Here is a 22,620-nt window from a genome sequence, read left to right on the forward strand (position 1 = left end):
CCCAAGTGCATCGAATGAAGGAAGGCCGGGCATGGGCGCCCGGCCTTCTTTGGGAGGAGGTCGATTGGATCACTGGGTATCGAGGTGCTGCTGCGGACGCCATTTCGCCAGGCGGTTCTCGATCAATGTCATGATGTATTCGGCAAAAAGCGTGACGACCATGACGAGGAGGATTGCGGCGAACATGCCGGCGGCATCGAAGGTACCCTTGGCGATCGAGATGAGCTGACCGATGCCAAAGCGGGCGCCGACGAATTCGCCGACGATTGCGCCGATGATCGCGAAACCAAAGGACACGTGCAGACTGGCGAAGATCCAGCTCATCGCCGAGGGAATGACCACCGTGCGGGTGACCCGCCAGTCCGAGGCGCCAAGAATGCGGGCATTGGCGATCATGTTGCGGTCGGCCTCGCGCACACCCTGGAAGGCGTTTGCAAAGACGACGAAGAACACCATGATGAAGGCGAGCGCAACCTTGGAAGGCAGGCCGAGACCCATGATCATGATGAAGATTGGGGCGAGAACGACGCGCGGTATCGAGTTGATCGCCTTGATATAGACGGAGAAGATGTCCGACAGGAAGCGGTTGCGGCCAAGACCGATGCCGACGAAGACGCCGGTGATCGAACCCGCGAAGAAGCCGATCAAGGCCTCCTCCATCGTCACCCATAGATTATACCAGAGCGACCCCTCCGTAGTGCCTTCTGTTGCCCATTCGTAGAGACGCTGAACGACGCCGCTCGGGCTCGAATAGAAGAACGGATCGATCCACTGCATGTTGGAGGAGAGCTCCCACATGCCGATCACGAAGACGAGGATGGCGATCTGGCAGAAGCGTACCAGCGTCTTGCGCCGGCGCATCGCCTTCAGCGCCGATGCCTCGATTTCCGTGTCCGACGTGCCCGGCCGAAACATGGTGGCCGAACCGGCCTCAAGAGTGGTGTGTGCCATGATATCCTCCCTCAGGCCGCTTCGCTCGCGCGGCGGTAGCTGGTCTCGACTTCCTCGCGGAGGTCCTCCCAGATCGTCTTGCAATAGTCGATGAAGCTCTGCTCGTAGCGGATTTCCGACACGACGCGCGGACGGGGGAGATCGATCGTGTAGACCGACTTTACCGTCGCGGGGCCGGCGGTCAGGACATAGACCTTGTCGGCGAGCGCGACAGCCTCTTCGAGGTCGTGGGTCACGAACACCACCGAGGCCTTGCGCTCCGCCCACAGCTTCAAGAGCTCTTCGTGCATGACGGTGCGGGTCTGCACGTCAAGAGCCGAAAACGGCTCGTCCATCAGCAGGATTTCCGGCTCGTTGATGAAGGTCTGTGCCAGGGAGACGCGCTTGCGCATGCCGCCAGAAAGTTGGTGGGGATAATGATGCACAAACTTCGAAAGGCCGACGCGGGCCAGCCAGTCGCGTGCGCTCTTTTCCGCTTCAGTGCGCGACTTGCCCCGAAACAGCGGGCCGACCATGACGTTGTCGATGACGTTCTTCCAGGGAAAGAGTGCGTCGGTCTGGAACGCGAAGCCGACACGCGGGTCAATGCCGGTGATCGGACCGCCCATCAACCGGACTTCACCGGCACTGGGGCGTGCGAGACCCGTCACAAGATTGAGCGTCGTCGATTTGCCGCATCCGGTGGGGCCGACGACCGCGACGAACTCTCCGCGGGCAACCGTCATGTTGAAATCGCGCAAGGCCGTAAGGGACTTGCCGGTCGGCGAGACGAAGCGGCGGCTGACGTTGATCAGCTCGATCGCCGGGATCTGGTTCTTGTTATTTTGCATGATGATGCCTGAGGCGTGCTTTGGGCGCGTGCACGCAATGCCCATGGATCGATCGGGAGGTCGCTTCCGGCTGGAGCCGGAAGCGACGCGACGCCTTACTTGACGTTCTTGACGAATTCCGTCGTGTAGGTCTTGGAAAGGTCGATCTGCTTGCCCTTGACGTTCTTGGAGAACTCCGAGAGCACGGCAAGCACGGTCTTCGGACCGTCTTCCGGCATGACGCCATCAGATGTGAACATGCCCTTGCCGTCGTCGAGAGCCTTGATGTAGCCGTCCTTGTCGCCGACGTAGAAGTCCTTCGGCATCTTGTCCGCGATCTCGGCGGCGGAATGCGTGTTGATGTAGCGCAGCGTCTTGACGAAGGCGTTGGCGAGCTTCTGTGCCTCTTCCTTGTGCGCGTCGATCCAGGAGGCTTCCATGTAGAGCGAGGCGGCCGGATAGGTGCCACCGAGCGCCTGACGGGTCGACTCGACCGTGCGCATGTCGACGAGTACGCTCGCCTCGCCGGTCTTGATCATGCGCGAGATCGTCGGCTCTGTCGTCATGCCGGCCTGGATCTGATCCTGTTGCATGGCGGCGATGAAGGTGCCGCCGGCGCCGACCGGAACCGTCACGACGTCACCGGGCTTCAGGCCGGCCTTCGAGGCCATGAAGAGGGTCAGGAAGTTGGTGGACGAGCCGAGACCGGTGACGCCGAGGGTCTTGCCTTTGAAGTCGGCCGGCGATTTGATGTCAGGATGTTTGCTCGAAACCATCTCGACTTCGCCCGGCGCCTGGCTGAACTGGACGATGGATTCGACGAATTTGCCCTTGGCCTGCAGGTCCACACAATGGTCGTAGAAGCCGACCACGCCCTGGACAGCGCCGGCCAGAAGCTGGTTTTCGGCATCGACGCCGGCAGCTTCATTCAGCAGTTCGACGTCGAGCCCCTCGTCCTTGAAGTATCCGAGCGATTCGGCAAGCTTGGCGGGCAGATAGATCTGCTTCTCATAACCGCCGACCATGATGGTGATCTTATCGGCCGCATGTGCGGCGCTGGTCGCGAAAGATGCTGCGGCGAGAAGCGCCGAAAAAGCGACGGTGTGAAAAAGGCTGCGTGAAGAACGCATGGAAATCTCCTCCTGTGGTTTGCTAGCATCGTCGTCTCGTCACCTTGACCCGTGTCTCCTCCACGATGCTGCCCCTTCCTATGACGTCGAAGCTTTCAACTAGCTTTCAGTCGCGGATGGGTAAGCAGCCCGTCGAATTCCATCGATGCATCCCCCATCGCAGGAGCGACGGGAAGCAGCGGGCGCGCAGTCATTTCTTAAGCCAGATGCGCCGTCGTTTCCACAGATGTATGCCCCAGACGGATCTCTTTCCGAGCGCATGCGGCATCAAGCCATCGCGGCAAACGCTTCAACGCGAAAATTGCGAGGCAATATGTCCGCGATCGTGATCGCGATCTGGTGACCGGCGGCGAGCAGTCTATGAACCGACGGGCAGCCTTGACCGTGCCGCGCTCGGCGGGCCGTCATTCAGGCGGTTCCAGGCGCGGCGGAGCTGCCGCGCCGAGCCGAAGCCGGCGCGCATCGCAACGGCCTCCATGTCCAGCCGTGAACCGGCGAGCATCTCGCGGGCAAGAGCCACGCGCATAAGGTTGACGAAATCCGTAACGCTCATGCCCGTTTGCTCGTTGAACAGCCGTGAAAGGTTGCGCGGGCTGGCACCGCAGAGGCGGGCGAGCGACGCCACCGACCAATCCTCAGACGGGTTGGCGACCACTGCATCCTGTGCACGGTGAATGACCGGGTGGATATGGTTGCGACCTTCGAGCCAGGGCGAAAGTTGCGGATCCGAGCCGCCGCGCCTGAGATAGACGACAAGATATCGCGCCACCGCAAGCGCACAGGCATGTCCCGCCGCTTCGGCAACGATATGCAGCATGAGGTCTATGCCGGCGGTGATGCCGGCGCTGGTGAGGCGGTCTCCATCCTCGACATAGAGCCGGTTGTCCCGGACGCGCGCGGTCGGTGCGAGCCTTACCAGATCCTCTATGCAGGCGTGATGGGTGGTGCAATCGCGGCCGTCGAGCATGCCGGCCTGGGCAGCGAGCAATGCGCCCGAGCAGATCGAGACCAGACGAATTCCCGGAAGAATGGCGCGCTTCAGCCATGCGACGATGGCAGCCTGCTCGGCGCGTTCCTGTTCGTCCCACGGGCGGTTGTTTTCCATGGGGGCATCGGCGCTGCCGGCAATGACGACAAGTGCGGAATCGGGCAAGCGCTCGGGTAACGCGGCGACGCCCGTAACGGCAAGACCGATCGAGCTGCCGACCGTCGCCGATGGGCCGATATAGGTCACGGTAAAACGCACCGTGCGCTGTTCGAGGTTCGCCTTGCGCAGCACTTCGATCGGGCCGGCCACGTCGAGCAACAGCACGCGCGGCGGCACGACGACGAAGACCGGAATATCGAAGGGCTGCGCGGCGTCCGTCATGCGGTGAGTGACTTTCCGCGCTCCGCCAGGGCCTGTTCGACGGTCGCGATCCGAGCGAAACGGCCCGACAGGACCAGTTCGGTCCGGTCCCGGATTTCCTTGGCGCTCCAGGTGCGTCCTGCGGCGTCGGTCATCGGAAAGGTCAGGGTCGCTTCGCCGACATAGTCGACTTGATAGCCGAGATCCGAGGCGTGGCGGGTCGTGGTCTCGCAGCACTGTTCGGTGCGGATGCCGGAGACGAGGATCCGACGGACGCCGTTCTCGGTCAGCCACACGTCGAGACCGGAACCGACCAGGGCGCTATGGCGGTTCTTCCTGAACGTCGCCTTGGGAGCGATCCTGAGCGGGGCGAGTGTGCTGACGAACCCGGATGCTTCCGAAAACGGCCCATTTTCATCGACATGGAAGATCTGGATGATGGGTATTCCATCGGCTTCCGCGCCATCGATCAGAGCCTGCTGACGATCGATATAGGCGGGGGCGAGGTTTTCATCCCAGTAATCGCGGTGCCTGAAGGACTCCTGGGCGTCGATAACGAGAAGGATAGTATCGTGGCCGGACATTTTTTGCTCCATGCGGGTTGGTCATGAAGTCATATTCGGCGATTTGAAGACAGGGGAAAATGCGTGCGCCGGACAAATAACGGACAATTCGCGCCAATAGCCACGCTCAGGAGCGGCCTTGCGCCAAGAGCCTCGGGCCACATCCAGCGCCTGCCGGTCGGGGCGTACATAATCGGCCCGACTTCCACGCAATTCCGGATCAGGTGTCAGCTTGTAAAGCTGCGCAGATCTCTTAGCAGATTGCGGTACCTCGCCTGGCTGCCGACCAGATGGTCGCGCATGGCATTGCGGGCAGCTTGATCGTCTCTGTCCGAGATGGCGACGACGATTGCCTCGTGCTCCCTGTGGATCAGCTTTCGATAGGCGGTCTGTTCGGCTGTCCTCGTTTCCGGGACGAGCCTCGACTGCGGGATGATCGCCGAACCCTGGGACTCCAGGAACTGCCTGAACAGCGGATTGTTCGTGGCTTCGGCGATTGCGGCATGGAGCTCGAGATCCGCATCGCGAATGGATTGATCGCTCGCGATGCACTGGAGGATTTTCCGGTGACATTCGAATATCGCTTCCTCCTGTGCCGGCGAGCGGCGCAGGGCTGCAAGGCCCGCCGCCTCGATTTCGACAGGTGTTCTGATCTCGAGTACTTCAAGATCGGAGGCGACACGGGCCTTGTCGACTTTCCGCGCGGAGAGCGCCGGATCGGCGCCGAGTACGAAAATCCCGGCCCCCTGGCGCACCTCGACAAGCCCGTCGGAGCGAAGTGCTGCCACCGCCTCGCGCACGACGGTGCGGCTGACGCTGTGCGTTTCGGTCAGCTCGTGTTCACTCGGAAGCTTGTCGCCGGCGGAATACTGGCCGCTCAATATGGCTTGCCGGAGGCTTTCGCCGACCTGTGAGACCAGCGACCCGGAGCCTTTGCTGCGATCCTTCACCTGCATAGCCACGCCTGCCCCCGCATCGGCTTTGATCCGAATGCCGGTCAAACGCGCGGCATTGCGAAATTCACGATTCATCACACATGTATGACAAATTTGGCCGCCTTTCAATGGATAAGGGCCGACCAGTGAAAATCCGGCACTGGCGCTTGCGTCTCTCGGCGCGGATTTGGCGTATGCGTGAGGATCGGTAGAAGCACTCACAGCCGCTTGGTCGACTCTCCGCGTACGAATCTCGGCGTCAGGATGAAATCCTCAGGCGGCGCGGCAGCGGCTTCCGGGCTTGCTATTCTTGCCAGCAGACGTTGTGCGGCCAATTCGCCAAGCTTCTGCGCATCCTGCACCACCATCGTGATGCGGGGTGTGATGACGTTGCTCCAGGGTACGTCGTCGACCATCGCCAGCGACACGTCGTCAGGGCAGCGGAAGCCCATCTCCTGCATGACCTGCAGTGCTGCGAGGCCCGTCATGTTGTTGGCGCCGATGATGGCGGTCGGCCGATCGCGACGGGTGAGCAGGCGCATGGCCTGTGCATGGCCGCCAGTCCGGGTGTAGCCGCCTTCGACCACCAGCGAAGGATCGATGTCCACGCCGGCGCCGGCCATCGTGTTCATGAAACCCTTCAGGCGCTCGTCGGCAGTGTGCAGGCCGCTCGGCCCGGAGATGAAGCCGATCCGCCTGTGGCCGAGCTGCAGCAGATGTTCCGTCAGGATGGTGGTGGTCAGCGGGTTGTCGGAACCGACAAAATCGCGTTCCGCCCCTTCCACCTTCTGGTCGAACATCACGATCGGGGTTTTGAAATCGCGCAGGAACGTGGCGTACTCCTCGCCGTGCCCGTTTGCCGCCAGCGCAATGCCGGCGATCTTCTGCGCTTCCAGCCGCTCCAGCAGCGCCCGTTCGAGATCGGCCCTGCCGGAGGAGTCGGCGATCAGGACGAAATAGCCGTGGTCGAGCGCCTGGTGCTCGATCTCTCGACGGATGTCGCCGAAGAACATGTTGCCGAGATTGGCCGAAACGAAACCGATCAACGAGCTGCGTCCGCGCGCCAGCGTCTGGGCCACCGGGTCGATGCGGTAACCGGTCGATTTTATCGCCTGCTGGATGCGGTCAAGCGTCTCGACGCCGACCCGCTTCGGGCTGTTGAGCGCCAGCGAGACGGTCGAGATGGAAACCCCCGCAAGGCGCGCTACGTCTCGTATCGTGGTCATGTCTGTCGAACCGGTTCTAATGCCTTGTTATGTCCGATTTTATTGGTTGGCGCAACATTCTTGCTTCAAATCAGACGTTTCACAGGGTTTGTCTTGTGATTTTGCGATCCCGAATTTCGACTTGACAGACATCGGATGAGGCGTGATGATCATTCACCGAACCGGTTCGATATGATGTTGAGCCGGAAACAGGGAGGAGAAACCTGTGACGAGTTCGGAACGCCAGCCGGAAAATCCGGCATCGGGAGGGGCGGAGAAACACGCCTGGTTCAGCCAGGATCGCCTGGGCATGTTCATCCATTGGGGCCTCTATGCCTTAGGAGCCCGGCACGAATGGTTGAAAAACCGCGAAGAGCTGACCGACGAGCATTACCAGCGCTATTTCGACAATTTCGATCCCGATCTCTACGATCCCAAGGAGTGGGCCCGCCGGGCGCGTCTTGCCGGCATGAAATATGTCGTGGTGACGACCAAGCATCATGAGGGTTTCTGCCTGTGGGACAGCAAGGTAACGGACTACAAGGCGCCGAACACACCCTGCGGCAAAGATCTGCTCACGCCGCTGGTCGAAGCCTTCCGCGCCGAAGGGCTGAAGATCGGCTTCTACTATTCGCTGCTTGACTGGCACCATCCGGATTTCCCGATCGACGTTCACCATCCCTTGCGCAACCATCCCGACGCCAAGGCGCTGAATGCCGGCCGTAACATCGCCAACTACGCTGCCTATATGCGCGAACAGGTGCGCGAGCTTCTGACCGGCTTCGGCCGCATCGATATCATCTGGTTCGATTTCAGCTATCCCGGGCGCGAATATCATGGCCTGCCCGGCAAGGGGCGCGCCGATTGGGAGAGCGAGCGGCTGGTCGATCTGGTGCGCGAGCTGCAGCCCGGCATCATCGTCAACAACCGCCTCGACCTGCCGCCCGGCACCCTGCCTGACGTGACGACGCCGGAGCAATATACGCCGCGGGTCGCCCCCGCCATCGCCAGCCAGGGGGTGCTCTGGGAAGCCTGCCATACCTTCAGCGGCTCCTGGGGTTATCACCGCGACGAAAATACCTGGAAAAGCCCGGAGCAGATCATCCAGCTGCTGATCGATTCCGTCGCACTCGGCGGCAACCTCCTGATGAATGTCGGCCCGACCGGCCGGGGCACGCTCGATGCGCGCGCCATCAGCGCGCTCGAGGTCTATCAGAACTGGATGGAAGTCAACGGACGTTCCATCTATGGGGCAGGGCCATCCCGCTATCCGGTGCCTGCTGGCTGCCGTTATACCCAGCGCGGCAACCGCCTTTATCTGCATGTTTACAATTGGCCTTACCGCCACATCCACATCGAAGGTCTCGCCGACAGGATCGCCTATGCGCAGTTCCTGCACGACGCCAGCGAGGTGCACTGGCTGAGCCATGCCAAAGATGTGGATTCCAATATCGGCGTGACGGTGCCGGAAGGCATGATCACGCTCGAACTGCCGGTCCGGCGCCCGGACGTTACCGTGCCGGTGATCGAGATCGTCCTGAAGGCGTGAGCTCGATCGCACTCGCGTGTCCTTTGCGTTCATGGAGGGAGGAGAAACCCATGAAGGTTCTGAAGAAAACGCTTTTGCTTGCCGCTATCGGCAGCAGTCTTTTTGCCACAGCCGCATCGGCCGAGCAGGTCAACCTGACCTGGCAGATGTGGACCGGCTCCGAAACCGACACCAAGAGTTGGCAGCACCTGGCAGAGATGGTGACCGCCAAGTATCCCGATATCAAGGTGACGCTGACGACGACGGGCTGGGTCGACTACTGGACGCGGCTGCCGGTGCTGGCGGCATCGGGACAGCTCGCCGACATCGTTTCCATGCAGTCACTGAGGATGCCGAACTTCTATTCGCTGCTCGAGCCCCTGAATGACCGGATCGAGGCCGATAAGTTCGACGTCGGCGCCTTCACCCCTTCGATCATCGGCGGCATGTCCGTTGACAAGCAGCTTTACGGCCTGCCTTACGATGTCGGTCCGTGGGTCATCTATTATAACCAGGACGCGCTCGAAGCCGCTGGCGTTCCGCTGCCGAAGCCGGGCTGGACGCTTGCCGAGTTCACCGATGCCGCCAAGAAGCTGACGAAGGACGGCAAGTACGGCTTTGGCGTCACCCCGACCAACTATTCGGTCCTGGCCGCGGCCTGGGGCGATAAATACGTCAACGACGCCGGCGAGCTTGACTTGACCAGTGCGAGCGCAGTTGCCGCCGCCGACAGGCTGATCGGCTTCGCCGCCAAGGATAAGATCGCGCCGCTGGTCCCGTCGGGTGGCGCGGATCCCGGTGATGTCGTCCAGGGCCGGTTCAATTCGGGCAATGTCGCCATGTATATCGACGGCCCCTGGTCGATTATCGGCATGAAGGACCAGGCGAAGTTCAAGATCGGCCTCACCACCCTGCCGCGCGATGAGGGCGAACTTTCCGCCGTCACCGCAGGCTCCGGCTTCGGTATTTCCACGTCAAGTAAGAACAAGGATGCGGCCTGGAAGGCGATCCAGGTGCTGACCAGCCCGGAAGCCTTATCCTATCTCGCCGAGCAGGGTCGTGCCTTGCCGGCGCGCACGGCGGCGCAATCCGCCTGGTACAAGGTGGCGGCCAAGGACATCACCAATGGCGGCGAGGCCATCGACTATTCCCTGGCGCACTCCGTGCCCTACGTGATCACCAACAACTGGGCAGCGGTGGAAAACCTCTTCAACCAGTATTTCCCGCCGGCTTTCGCCGGCAGCGCCGATGCCAAGCAGACGATGGAGTCCATCCAGAGCCTCGCGCAGCAATAAAGCGAGCGCGTCCGACAGGACGCGCTAGCGCCCGCCCGCGGCAGGACCTGCCGCGCATGGAGGAAGACATGTCGCAAAGCGCTGTTGCCGAAGTTTCCTTGCAGCCCGGTCGGCCCCGGCGCTTCCTGAAGCCGGAGACGCAGACAGCCATGCTGTTCCTGCTGCCGAGCTTCCTCGGCTTCATGGTCTTCATGGCTCTGCCGATCCTGGCGTCGCTGGCGCTCAGTTTTACCAATTGGCAGCTGATCTCGACGCCGTCCTTCGTCGGCTTCCAGAATTATATCAGGCTCTTCACTGTCGATCCGGCCTTCTACACCGTACTCCGCAACACGCTGTTCTTCGCCGTCGAGTATCTGGCGCTGAATATTATCGTCTCGCTGACGCTCGCGGTCTGGATATCGAGCCTGAAGCGCGGCAAGGCGATCTTCCGGGTGATCTTCTTCCTGCCGACCTTCACGCCGACGATCGCAGCATCGGTGGTATGGCTGCTCATCTTCACGCCGGACGGGCTGGCCGACACCATCGTCCGCGCGCTCGGCCTCGGTCTGCCGAATTTCCTGCTGAGCTCGACCTGGGCCATGCAGGCTGTCGTGCTCGTCACCCTGTGGGCGAATGTCGGCTATAACGTCGTGATGTTCAACGCCGCGCTCGACCTCGTGCCGAAGCATTATCTCGAGGCGGCGACGATCGACGGCGCCAATGCCTGGCAGCGCTTCTGGCGCATCCGCCTGCCGCTCATCTCGCCGACCGTCTTCTTTGGCACCGTGATGACAGCGATCACCTCGCTGCAGGTCTTCGACGAGATATTCGCGATGACGCGCGGCGGCCCGGGCTCGGCGACGGCCACGCTTGGCTTTGCCATCTACCAGAAAGGCTTCACCAACTTCCAGATGGGCTATGCCTCGGCATTGGCCTGGGTGATGTTCGTCATGATCATGGCGCTCACCATCCTGCAATTCCACATGCAGCGCAAATGGGTGCACTATGACGATTGATCCGACCTCACGGCATCCGCATTCCGTGTCTCAGCATCGTCACCGCATATTGCGGCGTGTCGGCACCTTCGTCAGCTACACGGCACTTTCGCTGATCGCGCTGCTTTTCCTCTTCCCCTTCTTCTGGATGGTGTCGAACGCGGTGCGCTCCAATGCCGAGGTGATGGCCGTGCCGGTCCGCATCTTCCCTGAGGAGTACCATTGGGGAACATTCGTCGAAGCCCTGGTTTCCCTGCCGTTCGGAACCTTCCTGTTGAATTCTTTCGTGGTCGCCTGCGGCGTTACGGCGATCGTGATTGCGGTATCCTGCCTGTCCGCCTACGCCTTCGCCCGGCTGAGGTTTCCCGGCCGGGAGGGGCTGCTGCTTACCTATCTCAGCACGCTGATGATCCCGCAGGTGATGTTGGTCATTCCGCTCTTCCTCATCGTCAGCAAGTTCGGCTGGATCAACACCTATCACGGCATGATCCTGCCGGTCGCCTTCAGCTCTTTCGGCACCTTTCTGCTGCGGCAGTTCATCCTCGGCATTCCCAAGGATCTCGACGAGGCTGCGATGATGGACGGAGCTTCGCGCCTGCGCATCCTGGTCACGGTCATCGTTCCGCTTGCCATGCCCGCCATCGGCCTGCTGGCGCTGTTCACCTTCATCGCACAATGGAAGAGTTTCCTCTGGCCGCTGATCGCCACCAGCGGCGTCGAAATGGCCACGCTGCCGCTCGGGCTCACCCTGTTCCAGACACAGCAGGGCACCGCCTGGAATTACATCATGGCCGGTGCGACGATCTCCATGGTGCCGGGTGTCATCCTGGCCATCGTGCTGCAGAGGGTGATCTACAAGGGTATCACCGTCAGCTCCGGCTTTGGTGGGCGCTAATCTTCATAAGAACAAAGATTTAAGCGCATCGCATCAAGTTTGGTGTGATGCGCTTCAAGTCCGGTCGATCGCCGCCGAAATCATCTCCTCGCGCTTGACTTTTGCTTCCGGAAGAAAAGTAAAATTTAACCAAAATTTGAAATAACCCTTTCATATTCGAATTGCGCAGAGGAATTCATGAAAACGGCTACGCTTGCATCCATCGCCTTGGCGATATCGATCTCTGCTGCCCATGCCCAGACGATCGGGGTTTCGATGTCCGGTCTCGACAAATTCAGGACGGCGCTTCTGAACGGCGTCGTCTCGCATGGGCAGACGATATCCGGCCTCAAGCTCGTCACCGAGAATGCCAATGGCGACAAGGAGCTCCAGAAGCAGCAGGTGCAGAAGCTCATTGCCGACAAGGTCGACGCCATCATCCTTGCCGTCTCCGATGGCGACCTCGGGCCGCAAATGACCAAGATGGCGGCAGATGCCGGCATTCCGCTGGTCTACATCAACAACGTTCCTTCCAACCTGCTGGACTTGCCTGATAATCAGGTGGTGGTCGCCTCCAACGAGAAGGAATCCGGAACGCTGGAGACCAAGCAGGTCTGCGCGCTCCTTAAAGGCAAAGGCCGCGTCGTCGTGCTGATGGGCGAACCATTTCACGCCGCCGCCCGTGCCCGCACCCAGGATATATCAGACGTCATTGCCACCCAGGATTGCAATGGCCTTCAGATTGTCGAGCGGCAGGCGGCCTATTGGTCGAGCGATTTTGCCGACCAGCAGATGCAGGAATGGCTGTCGGCCGGCGTCAAGTTCGACGCTGCTATCGCCAATAATGACGAGATGGCGCTCGGCGCGATCCGGGCCATGAAGAAGGCCGGCATGCCGATGAAAGATGTCGTCGTCGCCGGCGTCGACGCGACCGACGACGCGCTCGCCGCGATGGTCGCCGGCGATCTCGACGTGACCATTCTCCAGAGCGCCGTCGGGCAGGGCGCTGCCGCTGTCGACGCTGCCGTCAAGCTGATCCGCAAAGAGAAGGTGCCGCGCGAAAACAACGTTCCCTTCGAACTCGTCACACCTGAGAACATTGCTACCTATCTGCCGAAGAGCCAGTGAGCATAAGAGGACTATCATGTTGCATTTCTGGAATAAATTCGGCATTCGCGCACAGATCACCTCCGGCTTCGTGCCGCTGATCCTGTTGATGAGCCTGCTCACGGTCAGCGCGATCTCCGGCATGAACGGGCTCGCCTCGATCTTCTCTTCCTATCGCGCCACGGCCGGCCAAAGTCTCGCCATCTCGGACTACAGCGACCAGCTGAACGAGATTCAGATGTCGGCGGAAGCCTTCCGCTCCACGCCGACGCAGGCTGTCGTCGATCGCTTCCGCGCCGGCGTGAAAGCGTTCGACGCCGACGACCCGCGTTTTGCCGGCAATAAGGACCTGCAGTCCGGTCTTACGGCGATCCGCCAGGACATCGCCACTTATGGCAAGGCTTTCGAACAGATCGTCGCCCTGCAGGCCAGGCGTGATGCCTTGATCTCCAAGGTCACCGAATTCGGCCCCTGGACCAGTATTGCGCTCAACGATGTCGTGCGCAGCGCCTGGCGCCAGAATGATGTGGCCCTCCTGCAGATGACGGCGGCGACACTGGAGGCCTTGAACCGCAGCCTCTATTTCTCCGAACGCTTCGTGCATTCCGATGATTTTGCGGCCTATGACACGGCGCAGGCAGCACTGGCCGAAGCGGTCGCGCTCAACGAAGCTGCTGCGAAAGCCGCAAAGAACGATCTGCAGAAGAAGCGCCTGATGGGCGCCGGCCAGTTGATGCAGAATTACACCGCCCGTCTCGGCGACATGAAGGACGTGCTGCAGGCCTCGGGCAACATCCGCCAGACGCAGCTCAGCGTGCTAGCGCCGAAAATCTCAGGCGGCTTCAAGGATCTGCAGGCAACTGTTACCGGTGCGCAGAAGACCCTGGACGGTTCGGTGGACGCAACGGTTGCCTCCGCGACCAGCGCGACGCTCGTCATCAGCGGGCTGCTGATCGTCATCGGCCTCGTCCTTTCGTATTTCGTCGGCCGGCTGATTTCCTCGGCGGTGCGCAACATGGCCCAGTCCATGGAGCAGCTTGCCCGTGGTGAGGAAGGGATCGTGATAACGGGCGTCGAACATCGCCACGAGCTGGGGGCCATGGCGCGTTCGCTGAAGGTTTTCCAGGAAACGGGGCGCGCCAAGTTGATCGCGGAAGCCAATGCCGAACGCGCCCGCCTGGCGGCCGAAGAAGAGCGGCTCCGCCAGGAGGCCGAGCGGCTCAGCGACGCGCAGGTGATGGAGCATGCCTTCCGCCAGATCTCAGTCGGGCTGGACGCGCTCTCGAAGGGCGACCTCACGGTCCGCGTCGGCGAAGTCGACCATCGCTATGTCAGGATCCGGGATCATTTCAACAACTCGGTCGCGAGCCTCGAAGAGGCGGTCGACGCCGTCATTCGCGCGGTCGGCACCATCCGCTCCGGCCTTGCGGAAATCTCCACCGCCTCCAACGATCTCGCCCGCCGCACCGAGCAGCAGGCAGCCTCGCTGGAGGAGACCGTCGCGGCGCTGGGTGAAGTGACCCGCGGCGTCAATGGAACGGCGGAGGGCGCAAGCCGCGCCCAGGGTGTTGTGGCGACCGCCCGCACCAATGCGGAAAAGGGCGGCGAGATCGTTGCCCGTGCAATCGATGCGATGACGGAAATTCAAAATTCGTCGTCCAAGATCGGCAACATTATCAGCGTCATCGATGAGATCGCCTTCCAGACCAACCTGCTGGCGCTGAATGCCGGCGTGGAAGCGGCGCGCGCCGGCGAGGCGGGCAAGGGCTTTGCCGTCGTCGCCCAGGAAGTCCGCGAGCTCGCCCAGCGCTCCGCCAACGCGGCAAGGGAGATCAAGCAGCTGATCTCTACCTCCTCGGCGCAGGTCAAGACCGGCGTCCAGCTGGTGGGCGAATCCGGCCTTTCGCTCGAACAGATCGTCGAGCAGGTCACCGCCATGAATGCGACTGTGGCCGAGATCGCCGTTGCCGCTCGCGAGCAGGCGACAAGCCTGCGCGAGGTCTCGGCTGCCGGCGACCAGATGGACAAGGTGACGCAGCAGAACGCCGCGATGGTCGAAGAGACCACGGCGGCCGCCCAGAGCCTGACACATGAAACCGAAAGCCTTGCCGAACTGCTGCGGCGGTTCAGGACGGGCAGCGGCCGGGCATCGGAACATCGCCATTACGCGATGGCATCCTGACGTTCTGTCGATGCAGACAAGAAAACGCCGCCGCCTCGAAAGGGCGGCGGTGAGCGATCATCGGCCAGCGTCGCCTCAGTGGCTCTCTGATGCGGGACCGTGAGAGTGGCCGGCAATGCTCTTGCGAACATGACGAACTGCCGCCCAGACGGCGAAAAGCACGAGCGGGATGGCGCCGAGAACGGCGAGCTTCGAGACGTGCGGATCGACCCCCAGTTCGGAAATGCTTTCCAGGCAAATCTTTGCGAGGCCGACGGTGTAATAGGTGATGGCGATGACGGAGAAGCCTTCGACCGCCTGCTGGATATGCACCTGGATACGCGCCCGCTCTTCCATTGATGTCAGCAGTGAGGCGTTCTGATCTTCGAGCTGAACCTGCACGGTGGTTCTGAGCAGGTCTCCGGCCAGGCTCACACGTTCGGCCAGTTCATCGAGGCGGCGTTCGGCGGCGTGAACCGCACGGACGGCCGGCTGAAAGCGCCGGTCGATGAAGGTGCCGATCCGCTGGCGCTGTTCGACGCGCTCCTCGCGCAGCTCCGACGATCTGCTTGCGACGATCTCGGCATAGGCTTTAGTCGCGCCGAAGCGGTGACGGGCGAGAGCGGAGAAATTGAGCACATCCGACGAGAGCTTGGTAACCTCGGAAAGCAGGGCTTTGTCGACCTTGACCGCACTCTGCATATGCGCGATCAGCAGGTCGAGGCGCCGGTCGAAGACGGAAAGCTTCGACACCGTCTCGCGTGCCATCGGCAAGGCCAGCAGCGCCATCATCCGGTACGTCTCGATCTCCAGGAAACGCCTGACCATGCGGCCGGTGCGATAGGCATTGAGGTTGCGGTTGAAGAACAGGAATTCGACGAAGCCGCTGTCGGTCAGCCGGAAGTTCGAATGCACTTCCGCGTCGCCGCCGCCGACTTGCGAGGCGACGTAGTCGAGCTTTGGTTTTTCCGGACGCTGCCCGTCCTTCTCGTCGCGCACCAGCACCCGGACGGCCGCGATGACCTTCCCGTCGATCTGGCGGCAGCATGCCTGAAAGGCTTCAGGCGGATTGCTGCCGGGTTCGGCCGATGCGGGAACGACGAAGGTCAGGGTCAGGAATTCGGTATGCGCCTCCCACTTCAGCCGGCTGTCGCCGATGCGGCCGATGCCGTGGTTGCCTTCGCGGGTCGTGGAGACATCCTCCAGCCCCGGCAGGGAATTCGGTATCTGAGGAGGGGCGTTTTCTCCGACGATAGCGACGTGCCACACATCCGTGTCGCCATCGAAATAAAGCGACGGCCGCGCGTGGAGCTCGTTGTGAAGTTCCCTTCGCAGCGGATGCTCGGAGCCCATCGGCATGGAAATGCACCTCTATACGGTAGACAGTCGCTGGGTCGCCTGATGTAACCGGGTTGCCGGCATGTGTGAGTTGACCATGGCGCCTGCGAGCCGGCGAAGGCCGACAACGCCTATAGCCTCTCCCGAACCGCATGTCACCATAAAGGGCAACGATGTCGGCGGCTTGCACGACATCGTTGCCCCCATTGCTCGATTGTCACCCGCTGAACTGGTGATGCTGACCTTACGACGAGGTCTCTTCCAACCGACGACCGCCGGTTTCGATCATTCCGATAGCCGCGACTGCGCCGATGGCGGCGACGATCGCGAACATCATGAACACCGAATTGATGCCCTGCGTCCCCACCATATAACCGACGGTGGTCGGCCCGACGGCCGAGGCTATGCGCAGCCATGATGTCGCAAGACCGGTTCCGATGGCGCGCATCCGCGTCGGATAGATCTCCGGCGTGTACAGATAGAGGACCGCATTGATCGACCCGACGACGCCATAGGCAAGCGTTGCCAGCACGATCAACGACCAGAGCTGGCCTGCACCACCTGCAGCCAAGGCGGTTAACAGTACCGCGCCGACCAGGAAGGATACGATGGCCCAAGTTCTTCGACCGATGCGGTCGATGCAGAAAGCGCAAACCAGAAGGATGGCGACCTGGGCGACATTGGTCATCGACGCCGCCCGAAGAGCGCTTCCGAGCTCGAGCTTGTAGACAGTGTGATAGAGTGTGGGCATCCAGTTGTTGAGGCTGTTGGCGACGAAGAACGAACTCGCCCAAAGGACCCAGGCAATCAACGTCCTCACGCGGAAGCGTGGAGACAGCAGCTCGCTCCAGCGGCTTCTCGGCTGCCGGGTGACCTGTGCAGGGGCGGGTGCACCAGCCGGCGCTTCAGGCGCCGGTTCCGGCTCCTGTTGATAATCGAGTTTTGCCTTTCTTGCGCTTGCTTCAGCCTGTCGGATGATCGCTTCCGCTTCGTCGAGGCGTTGCTGACCGATCAACCAGCGCGGCGATTCCGGCAGCCGATAAAGCAGATAGGCGATGACGAGACCGGGAATGCCGCCGATGAAGAAGAGCGATGTCCATCCGAGGATCGGCACGAGCAAGGTCCCGACCTGGCCGGTGATCATCAGCCCGACCGGAAAGATCATCTCATACAGCATGAAATAGCGGCCGCGTCCCTTCGCTCGCAAAAGCTCGCTGATATAGGTGGCCGCAACCGGCATTTCTCCTCCGACACCGATGCCCTGGATCAGGCGGCACAGGAAAAGCATCTGAAAATTGCCGGTGAGCGCGCAGGCGAGGCCCATGACCGACATCAGCGCTGTGGCCGCTGCCGCCATGGGGACGCGGCCGAAACTTTCGGCAAGACGGCTGAAGAGCAGGGCGCCGAGCAATTGGCCGATGTAGCTGGCGGCGATCATCCAGCCGATCTGCGCCGGAGAAAGCTCCCATAGCTTGATCAGGATCGGAAGGACGAATGCCAGCGAGAGGGCATCGAAGGCATCGAGAAACGTTGCGCTCCCCATGACGATCCGCGCCCGGCGGTGCCAGGGTGTAAAGGGAATGGCCTCGAAACGCGCAGTCAGCGCTGCGGCGCGACCGCTGTCGGATGCCGGGGTCGGATCGCGGACCTCAAGCCCATCTGCGGTAGTGGATGCGGCCAGCGTAATCGTGTTGTCGTGCATTCTATCCTCCCAGATTCAGCACCTTGATGAAGGCGTTAGCCGTTGGCCCGCCTGAACAGCGACCGGATCGCATCGGCGATCTGGTCCGGGCATTCAATCGGCGTCAGATGCCGCGCGGCGGGCAAGACGGTGAGGGATGCGCCCGGAATGGCCGCAGCGACATCTCGGGCCGTCTCGACGGGTGTGGCGTAATCCTCCTCGCCGACGACCACCGAAACGGGAAACCGGAAACTTCCCAGATGCCGGCGCAGATCCGCATCCCCGAGCATGGCGCAGGTCGCTGCATAAGCGTCGATATCGTTGGCAGTAAACACCGACATGGCATGCTGAACCTGCGCCGGATGTTCCATCCGGAATCGATCGCCGAACCAGCGCGTTGCCTGAAACTCGGCCATCGATGCCAGCCCTTCGCTGCGTGCCTTTGCCGCCCGCGCGCGCCATTCCGCGGGTGCGTTGGCACCATACCAGGCTGTGGTATCGATCAGCAGCATGGCGCGCACGAGCTCGGGGTGCCGCGCTGCGAAGGCCTGCGCCACGCAACCACCCATCGAGCAGCCCGCGACGACGGCGTCACTCCACCCGAGTTCCCCCATCAGGTCGGCGATATCGTCGCCGAACCGCTCGACATCGTAGGGACCGGCAGGCTTGTCGCTCCTGCCATGGCCGCGGCAGTCCATCGTGACGATATCTGCATCCTCCAGCCGCCCGACGACCCGATCCCAGACACTGGCGTCGAGCGCCAGTGAATGGATCAGAACGACGCGTGGCCCACCGGGCCGTCCGCTGCGTCTATAAGCAAGGCCGATACCATCGGAGGTTCTCGCATACGCGACGCCGGAAGCCGTCTCGCGAGCATTTGCTGCACTGTTGGACATCGACATTCCCTTATCCGGCAAGCGCCATATCGTTTTCGCCCACGAGCGGCACGTTCCACGCATCGTAGCCATAGAGCCAGGAGGTGTCTTCGTTGCCTCCCGACATCCAGGTATTGGCGCTCGAAATCGCCTGGATACGTGAGGTGCGTGGCTTGCGGTTTGCCTCGTAGCGGCGGAACGCGCCTTCGATGCCGTCATTGTCGAGGCCGGCAAGGCACCGCGCCAGCACTGCCGCGTCCTCGATCGAGGTTGCAGCCCCTTGCGCCATATAGGGCGTCATGGGGTGGCAGGCATCGCCGAGAAGCACCACGCGTCCGTCGCTCCAGCGCGGCAGAGGTTCACGTTCGAGAATTGCCCACTTGTGGCAGTCCGAGCATGCATTCAGAACCATCTGCACTTCTGGATGGAAGCCTTCATAGGCGGTGCGCAATTCCTTCACGTCGCCCTTGGCGGACCAGGATTCCGAGGTCAGCCAGTCGGCAGGCTCAGGCACGCTGGTGACGAAGTAGAGCGTGCTGCGATCTGCGGCGGTGTAGTAGATGACGATGTGGCGATCGACACCCCACCACTTCGTTCTGGATGCCTGGATCTCGCCGCCGTTCATCAGGCTTGCGTCGAAGACCGCGCGGTAGGCGATCCGGCCCTTGTGGATCGGTTTGTCAGGACCGGCGACGATGTCGCGAACGAGCGAATGCACGCCATCGGCGCCGATCACGGCATCGGCATCCGCCTTCGTGCCGTCGGCGAAAGACAGTGTGACGCCAGCCTTCGTCTGATCCAGGCCGACGAGCTTCTTGCCGAGGTGAACGATCTCCGGCGGCAATACGGAATAAAGCGCTTCATGCAGGTCGGCCCGGTGCATGCAGAGAAAGGGAGCGCCGTAAAGGCTTTCCGGCATCGGAAGCTCGCGCTTGATCTCACCGGTATCCCAGACGCGGTTGAGGTGGGAATAGGGCTCGAACGCAAGCTTCTGAAGCCTGTCGAGGACGCCGATACCGCGCAGGACGCGCGACGAATTCGGCAGCATCTGAATACCGGCGCCGATGCGGGCAAATTTCGGTGCCTGCTCGTAGACATTCACGTCGATACCGACCTGGCGAAGGGTCGCCGCGGCGGCGAGACCGCCCATGCCGGCACCAACGATCGCGATTTTCGGTTTACTTCCAGCCATGCGATTTTCCTCCCTTGGCAATCAAGATGGCGCTAGTCGTAATCCGACATCTATAGTATGTAAAATATTTATATAATTTATGTTTGAAACCTTTTAAGTTTATGTTGGATACCGATGGAACTGAGACACCTCCGCTATTTCGTGGCCGTCGCAGAAGAGGGGAGCATCTCGCGGGCCGCCGAGCGTCTCAACATCCAGCAGCCGCCGCTTGGTCAGCAGATCCGCGATCTCGAATATGAGCTTGGCCTTTCCCTTTTTGACCGGCATCCCAAGAAGATCGTGCTCAACGCCGCCGGCGCGGTTTTCCTTGCCGACGCCCGCGACATCCTGAAGCGGGCCGGTCAGGCAGTCGAGAACGTCCGGCGGTACGACAAAGGCGAGGCCGGCCATCTGTCAGTCGGCTTTACGAGTTCGGCGTCGCTGCATGTTCTGGCGCCGAAGCTGCTGCAGCAGTTCCGTCTTTCCTATCCGCTCGTGAAAATCGCGGTCGAAGAAAGCGAGACCTACGAACTCATTCTCGCCTTGCAGGAGGGGCGTATCGATGCGGCGTTGCTGCACATCGACGCAAATCGATTTCCGGATCTGGCGAGCACGGTGCTTTCCGAAGAGGACATGATCGTCGCCGTCCCCCTTGGTCATCCCCTCGCGGATGAAAGCCTTGGGCCGATCATGCTGAAAATGCTGGAGGGGCAGGATGTGGTCGTTTATCGTCGACCCGACGGCCCCGGCATATTCGAGCGTATCTTGCAGTCCCTCGATCGAGCAGGCGTCACGCCTGCGATCGTCGACGAAGTCTATCGCATCGTCGCCGCCATCAACCTCGTTGCCGGCGGCCGTGGCGTCACGATCGTTCCGGCCTCGATGCAGGTCCTGCATCCGGAGGCCATCGCTTATCGCGCGCTCGCTCCCGGCCAACTTTCACCCTTGCCGCTCTGCATTGCTTACCGGCGTGATCTGAAGCTCTCGATCGTGCGGAATTTCGTTGCGCTGACGAAGGAAATCGCCGCCATTCCCCCGCATACGCGTGATCGTGCCTGACCGTTGAGCGCAAGCGCCAGGCTATCAAGCTGCCGCATCGGCAGCATAGACAGTTCAACCTCCACCGAGGCCAGGCGTCCAAGCCATCGACAATTCGAAACGCATCGAAGCGTTCGAGAGAAAACGAAAAAGCCACGGCCCTGTTGCGAGGCCGTGGCTGCTGCATGCGCGCATGATGCGGGACAACGCGTGACGTGACCGGGTTACTTGGCGGCGAGCGCCTCGTTGACCTTGTCGACGTCGGCATTCATTGCCTTGAAGGTCTCGTCGAGGGAAAGCTCGCCGACGATCAACTGGCTCATCCTCTGGACGATGAGCTGATAGATGGCGGAGGATCCCTTGAGACGTTCCAGGTCCCGGGCTGCCTGCGGCACGCTGTTGCGGCTTCCGAGGAAGACGGCCATCGCTTCCTTGGCATTCTTGCTCTCGAGCTTGTATTGCGGGTCTTTGATGTCGGCGCCCGTCAGGACGACGTAGTTTTCAGCGATTTCACGCTGGACCTTTTCAGAGCCGAGGAATTCGATGAACGCGGCCACGGCCTCCGGAGACTTGGTGCGCTTGAAGCCGACGATCGCGGTGCCACCGGGCATCGCATAGCAGCCGGCATCGCCGCACGGCGCGCTGATCGCCGTCCAGTCGAAGGCGTCGCCGATCTTCTTCTGGAACGGATTGACCATCCAGTTGCCGGCGAGATAGGTCACGACGTTGCCGTTGACGAATTCGTCGCCCATGTTCTTGTACTGGGTTCCGCCGGCAGCACCCCACATTTCCTTGGGGAAGGAGCCGTCCTGCGTCCAGCCGTAGAGATCCGTCACATAGCGCTTGGCGGCATCGTCGGGGAAGAAGAACTTGCCGTCCTTGACGTAGTTCGAGCCGTAGGAGAATGCCGCGCCGGAGAAGCGATGGCCCGAGCGGTCCATCGTGAAGGGGATCTGAGCGCCGGTCGCCTTGGCGACGCGCGCCGAGGCTTCGACGATATCCTTCAGCGTGGCGGTAGGCTTCGGAAGCGGTTCGCCGGCCTGTTCGAACAGCGTCTTGTTGACGAAGGGCAGGTTGAAGGTCTGCGATGCGATATAGCCGTTGATCGACTGCGGATCGTTGACGCCGGGGAAGCGAAGCGTGTTCAGGCTGTCGCCGTGCAGCTTTGCGAAACCATCCGGGTCCTTCATGTAGGGGCGCATGTCGAGGTAATAGGGGGCAAGCTGCCAGTCGGTGATCTTGGCGATATCAGGGCCTTCGCCGACGGCAAGCTGCACTGGCAGCTGCTTGGCGACCGCATCATAGCCCGAAGAGACGAAGTTGACCTTGACGTCGGGATGCGCCGCCTCGAATTCCTTGCTGAGCGCTTCCATCCGCTCGACGTAAGCCTGGTCGTCGTCGGTGAAAAGAAAGGTGATTGTCTTGGTTTCCGCCATGGCCACGCTGGACCAAGCGAAAGAAACGGTTGCCAACGCAAGTGCGAAGGCCCCTGAGAGATAGGTTTTCATTTTCATCCTCCCATGAAAACATTTTCATCAATCGCGGCCTTAGCCATCGATAAATCAATTTCATATACTTGACATTCGTCCCGTCAAGCTATTTTCTGCGGCAATAGCGATGTTTTTGAGCAATTTGCA

19 protein-coding genes are annotated in these 22,620 nt (G+C 61.4%); 7 read left to right on the forward strand and 12 right to left on the reverse strand.

The window, feature by feature from the left end:
* Positions 1-69 precede the first annotated feature (69 nt).
* From OLZ32_RS16100 to OLZ32_RS16130, 7 genes are all read right to left on the reverse strand, one after another.
* The gene (locus tag OLZ32_RS16100) at positions 70-951 is read right to left on the reverse strand and encodes an ABC transporter permease (RefSeq protein ID WP_264421798.1); all 882 of its coding nucleotides are present in this window, start codon (positions 949-951) and stop codon (positions 70-72) included.
* An 11-nt stretch (positions 952-962) separates the two neighbouring features.
* Positions 963-1,781 carry an ABC transporter ATP-binding protein gene (locus OLZ32_RS16105; RefSeq protein WP_264421800.1) on the reverse strand — a complete coding sequence of 273 codons (819 nt, stop codon included), beginning with the start codon at positions 1,779-1,781 and terminating at the stop codon, positions 963-965.
* Between the two features lie 95 nt (positions 1,782-1,876).
* Positions 1,877-2,890, reverse strand: coding sequence for an ABC transporter substrate-binding protein (locus OLZ32_RS16110; RefSeq protein ID WP_264397228.1), 1,014 nt, complete (start codon positions 2,888-2,890; stop codon positions 1,877-1,879).
* Positions 2,891-3,248: 358 nt separating this feature from the next.
* Complete coding sequence (locus OLZ32_RS16115) at positions 3,249-4,259, reverse strand: GlxA family transcriptional regulator (protein ID WP_264397229.1); 1,011 nt, start codon at positions 4,257-4,259, stop codon at positions 3,249-3,251.
* Positions 4,256-4,834, reverse strand: a complete 579-nt coding sequence (locus OLZ32_RS16120) for an isochorismatase family protein (protein WP_264397230.1) — start codon at positions 4,832-4,834, stop codon at positions 4,256-4,258. The genes OLZ32_RS16115 and OLZ32_RS16120 overlap by 4 nt, the downstream gene beginning before the upstream one ends.
* A gap of 194 nt (positions 4,835-5,028) precedes the next feature.
* Complete coding sequence (locus OLZ32_RS16125) at positions 5,029-5,757, reverse strand: FadR/GntR family transcriptional regulator (protein ID WP_026160249.1); 729 nt, start codon at positions 5,755-5,757, stop codon at positions 5,029-5,031.
* Between the two features lie 197 nt (positions 5,758-5,954).
* The gene (locus OLZ32_RS16130) at positions 5,955-6,962 is read right to left on the reverse strand and encodes a LacI family DNA-binding transcriptional regulator (protein ID WP_003549881.1); all 1,008 of its coding nucleotides are present in this window, start codon (positions 6,960-6,962) and stop codon (positions 5,955-5,957) included.
* A gap of 205 nt (positions 6,963-7,167) precedes the next feature.
* On the opposite strand from OLZ32_RS16130, the gene OLZ32_RS16135 reads away from it, so the two are divergent.
* The 6 genes from OLZ32_RS16135 to OLZ32_RS16160 all read left to right on the forward strand — a co-directional run bounded on the left by OLZ32_RS16135 (position 7,168) and on the right by OLZ32_RS16160 (position 14,901).
* Positions 7,168-8,490 carry an alpha-L-fucosidase gene (locus tag OLZ32_RS16135; protein ID WP_003549883.1) on the forward strand — a complete coding sequence of 441 codons (1,323 nt, stop codon included), beginning with the start codon at positions 7,168-7,170 and terminating at the stop codon, positions 8,488-8,490.
* 50 nt (positions 8,491-8,540) lie between these two features.
* On the forward strand, positions 8,541-9,764 hold the full coding sequence (locus tag OLZ32_RS16140) for an ABC transporter substrate-binding protein (RefSeq protein WP_017991445.1): 1,224 nt from the start codon (positions 8,541-8,543) through the stop codon (positions 9,762-9,764).
* Positions 9,765-9,832: 68 nt separating this feature from the next.
* Entirely contained in the window at positions 9,833-10,759 is a 927-nt protein-coding gene (locus OLZ32_RS16145) for a carbohydrate ABC transporter permease (protein WP_020486864.1), read from the forward strand.
* Complete coding sequence (locus tag OLZ32_RS16150) at positions 10,749-11,633, forward strand: carbohydrate ABC transporter permease (RefSeq protein WP_017991443.1); 885 nt, start codon at positions 10,749-10,751, stop codon at positions 11,631-11,633. Before OLZ32_RS16145 ends, OLZ32_RS16150 begins: the two co-directional genes overlap by 11 nt.
* A gap of 177 nt (positions 11,634-11,810) precedes the next feature.
* The gene (locus tag OLZ32_RS16155; RefSeq protein WP_264397232.1) at positions 11,811-12,740 is read left to right on the forward strand and encodes a substrate-binding domain-containing protein; all 930 of its coding nucleotides are present in this window, start codon (positions 11,811-11,813) and stop codon (positions 12,738-12,740) included.
* A gap of 16 nt (positions 12,741-12,756) precedes the next feature.
* On the forward strand, positions 12,757-14,901 hold the full coding sequence (locus OLZ32_RS16160) for a methyl-accepting chemotaxis protein (RefSeq protein ID WP_026160247.1): 2,145 nt from the start codon (positions 12,757-12,759) through the stop codon (positions 14,899-14,901).
* A 75-nt stretch (positions 14,902-14,976) separates the two neighbouring features.
* Here OLZ32_RS16160 and OLZ32_RS16165 read toward each other — a convergent pair whose 3' ends face one another.
* The 4 genes from OLZ32_RS16165 to OLZ32_RS16180 all read right to left on the reverse strand — a co-directional run bounded on the left by OLZ32_RS16165 (position 14,977) and on the right by OLZ32_RS16180 (position 19,966).
* Positions 14,977-16,239 carry a DUF3422 domain-containing protein gene (locus tag OLZ32_RS16165; RefSeq protein WP_017991440.1) on the reverse strand — a complete coding sequence of 421 codons (1,263 nt, stop codon included), beginning with the start codon at positions 16,237-16,239 and terminating at the stop codon, positions 14,977-14,979.
* 223 nt (positions 16,240-16,462) lie between these two features.
* A complete protein-coding gene (locus OLZ32_RS16170) occupies positions 16,463-17,920 on the reverse strand; it encodes an MFS transporter (RefSeq protein ID WP_017991439.1) in 1,458 nt (485 codons plus the stop codon).
* A 35-nt stretch (positions 17,921-17,955) separates the two neighbouring features.
* The gene (locus OLZ32_RS16175) at positions 17,956-18,801 is read right to left on the reverse strand and encodes an alpha/beta fold hydrolase (RefSeq protein ID WP_017991438.1); all 846 of its coding nucleotides are present in this window, start codon (positions 18,799-18,801) and stop codon (positions 17,956-17,958) included.
* A 4-nt stretch (positions 18,802-18,805) separates the two neighbouring features.
* Positions 18,806-19,966 (reverse strand): FAD-dependent monooxygenase, encoded by a 1,161-nt coding sequence (locus tag OLZ32_RS16180; protein WP_264421803.1) that lies wholly within the window; start codon positions 19,964-19,966, stop codon positions 18,806-18,808.
* Positions 19,967-20,080: 114 nt separating this feature from the next.
* Here OLZ32_RS16180 and OLZ32_RS16185 point away from each other — a divergent pair, with 114 nt between their 5' ends.
* Positions 20,081-21,004, forward strand: coding sequence for a LysR family transcriptional regulator (locus OLZ32_RS16185; RefSeq protein WP_017991436.1), 924 nt, complete (start codon positions 20,081-20,083; stop codon positions 21,002-21,004).
* A gap of 203 nt (positions 21,005-21,207) precedes the next feature.
* Here OLZ32_RS16185 and OLZ32_RS16190 read toward each other — a convergent pair whose 3' ends face one another.
* Positions 21,208-22,491 carry an ABC transporter substrate-binding protein gene (locus tag OLZ32_RS16190; RefSeq protein ID WP_003549901.1) on the reverse strand — a complete coding sequence of 428 codons (1,284 nt, stop codon included), beginning with the start codon at positions 22,489-22,491 and terminating at the stop codon, positions 21,208-21,210.
* Positions 22,492-22,620 lie beyond the last annotated feature (129 nt).

It is taken from the genome of Rhizobium acaciae (assembly GCF_025941625.1).
GTDB lineage: Bacteria > Pseudomonadota > Alphaproteobacteria > Rhizobiales > Rhizobiaceae > Rhizobium > Rhizobium acaciae.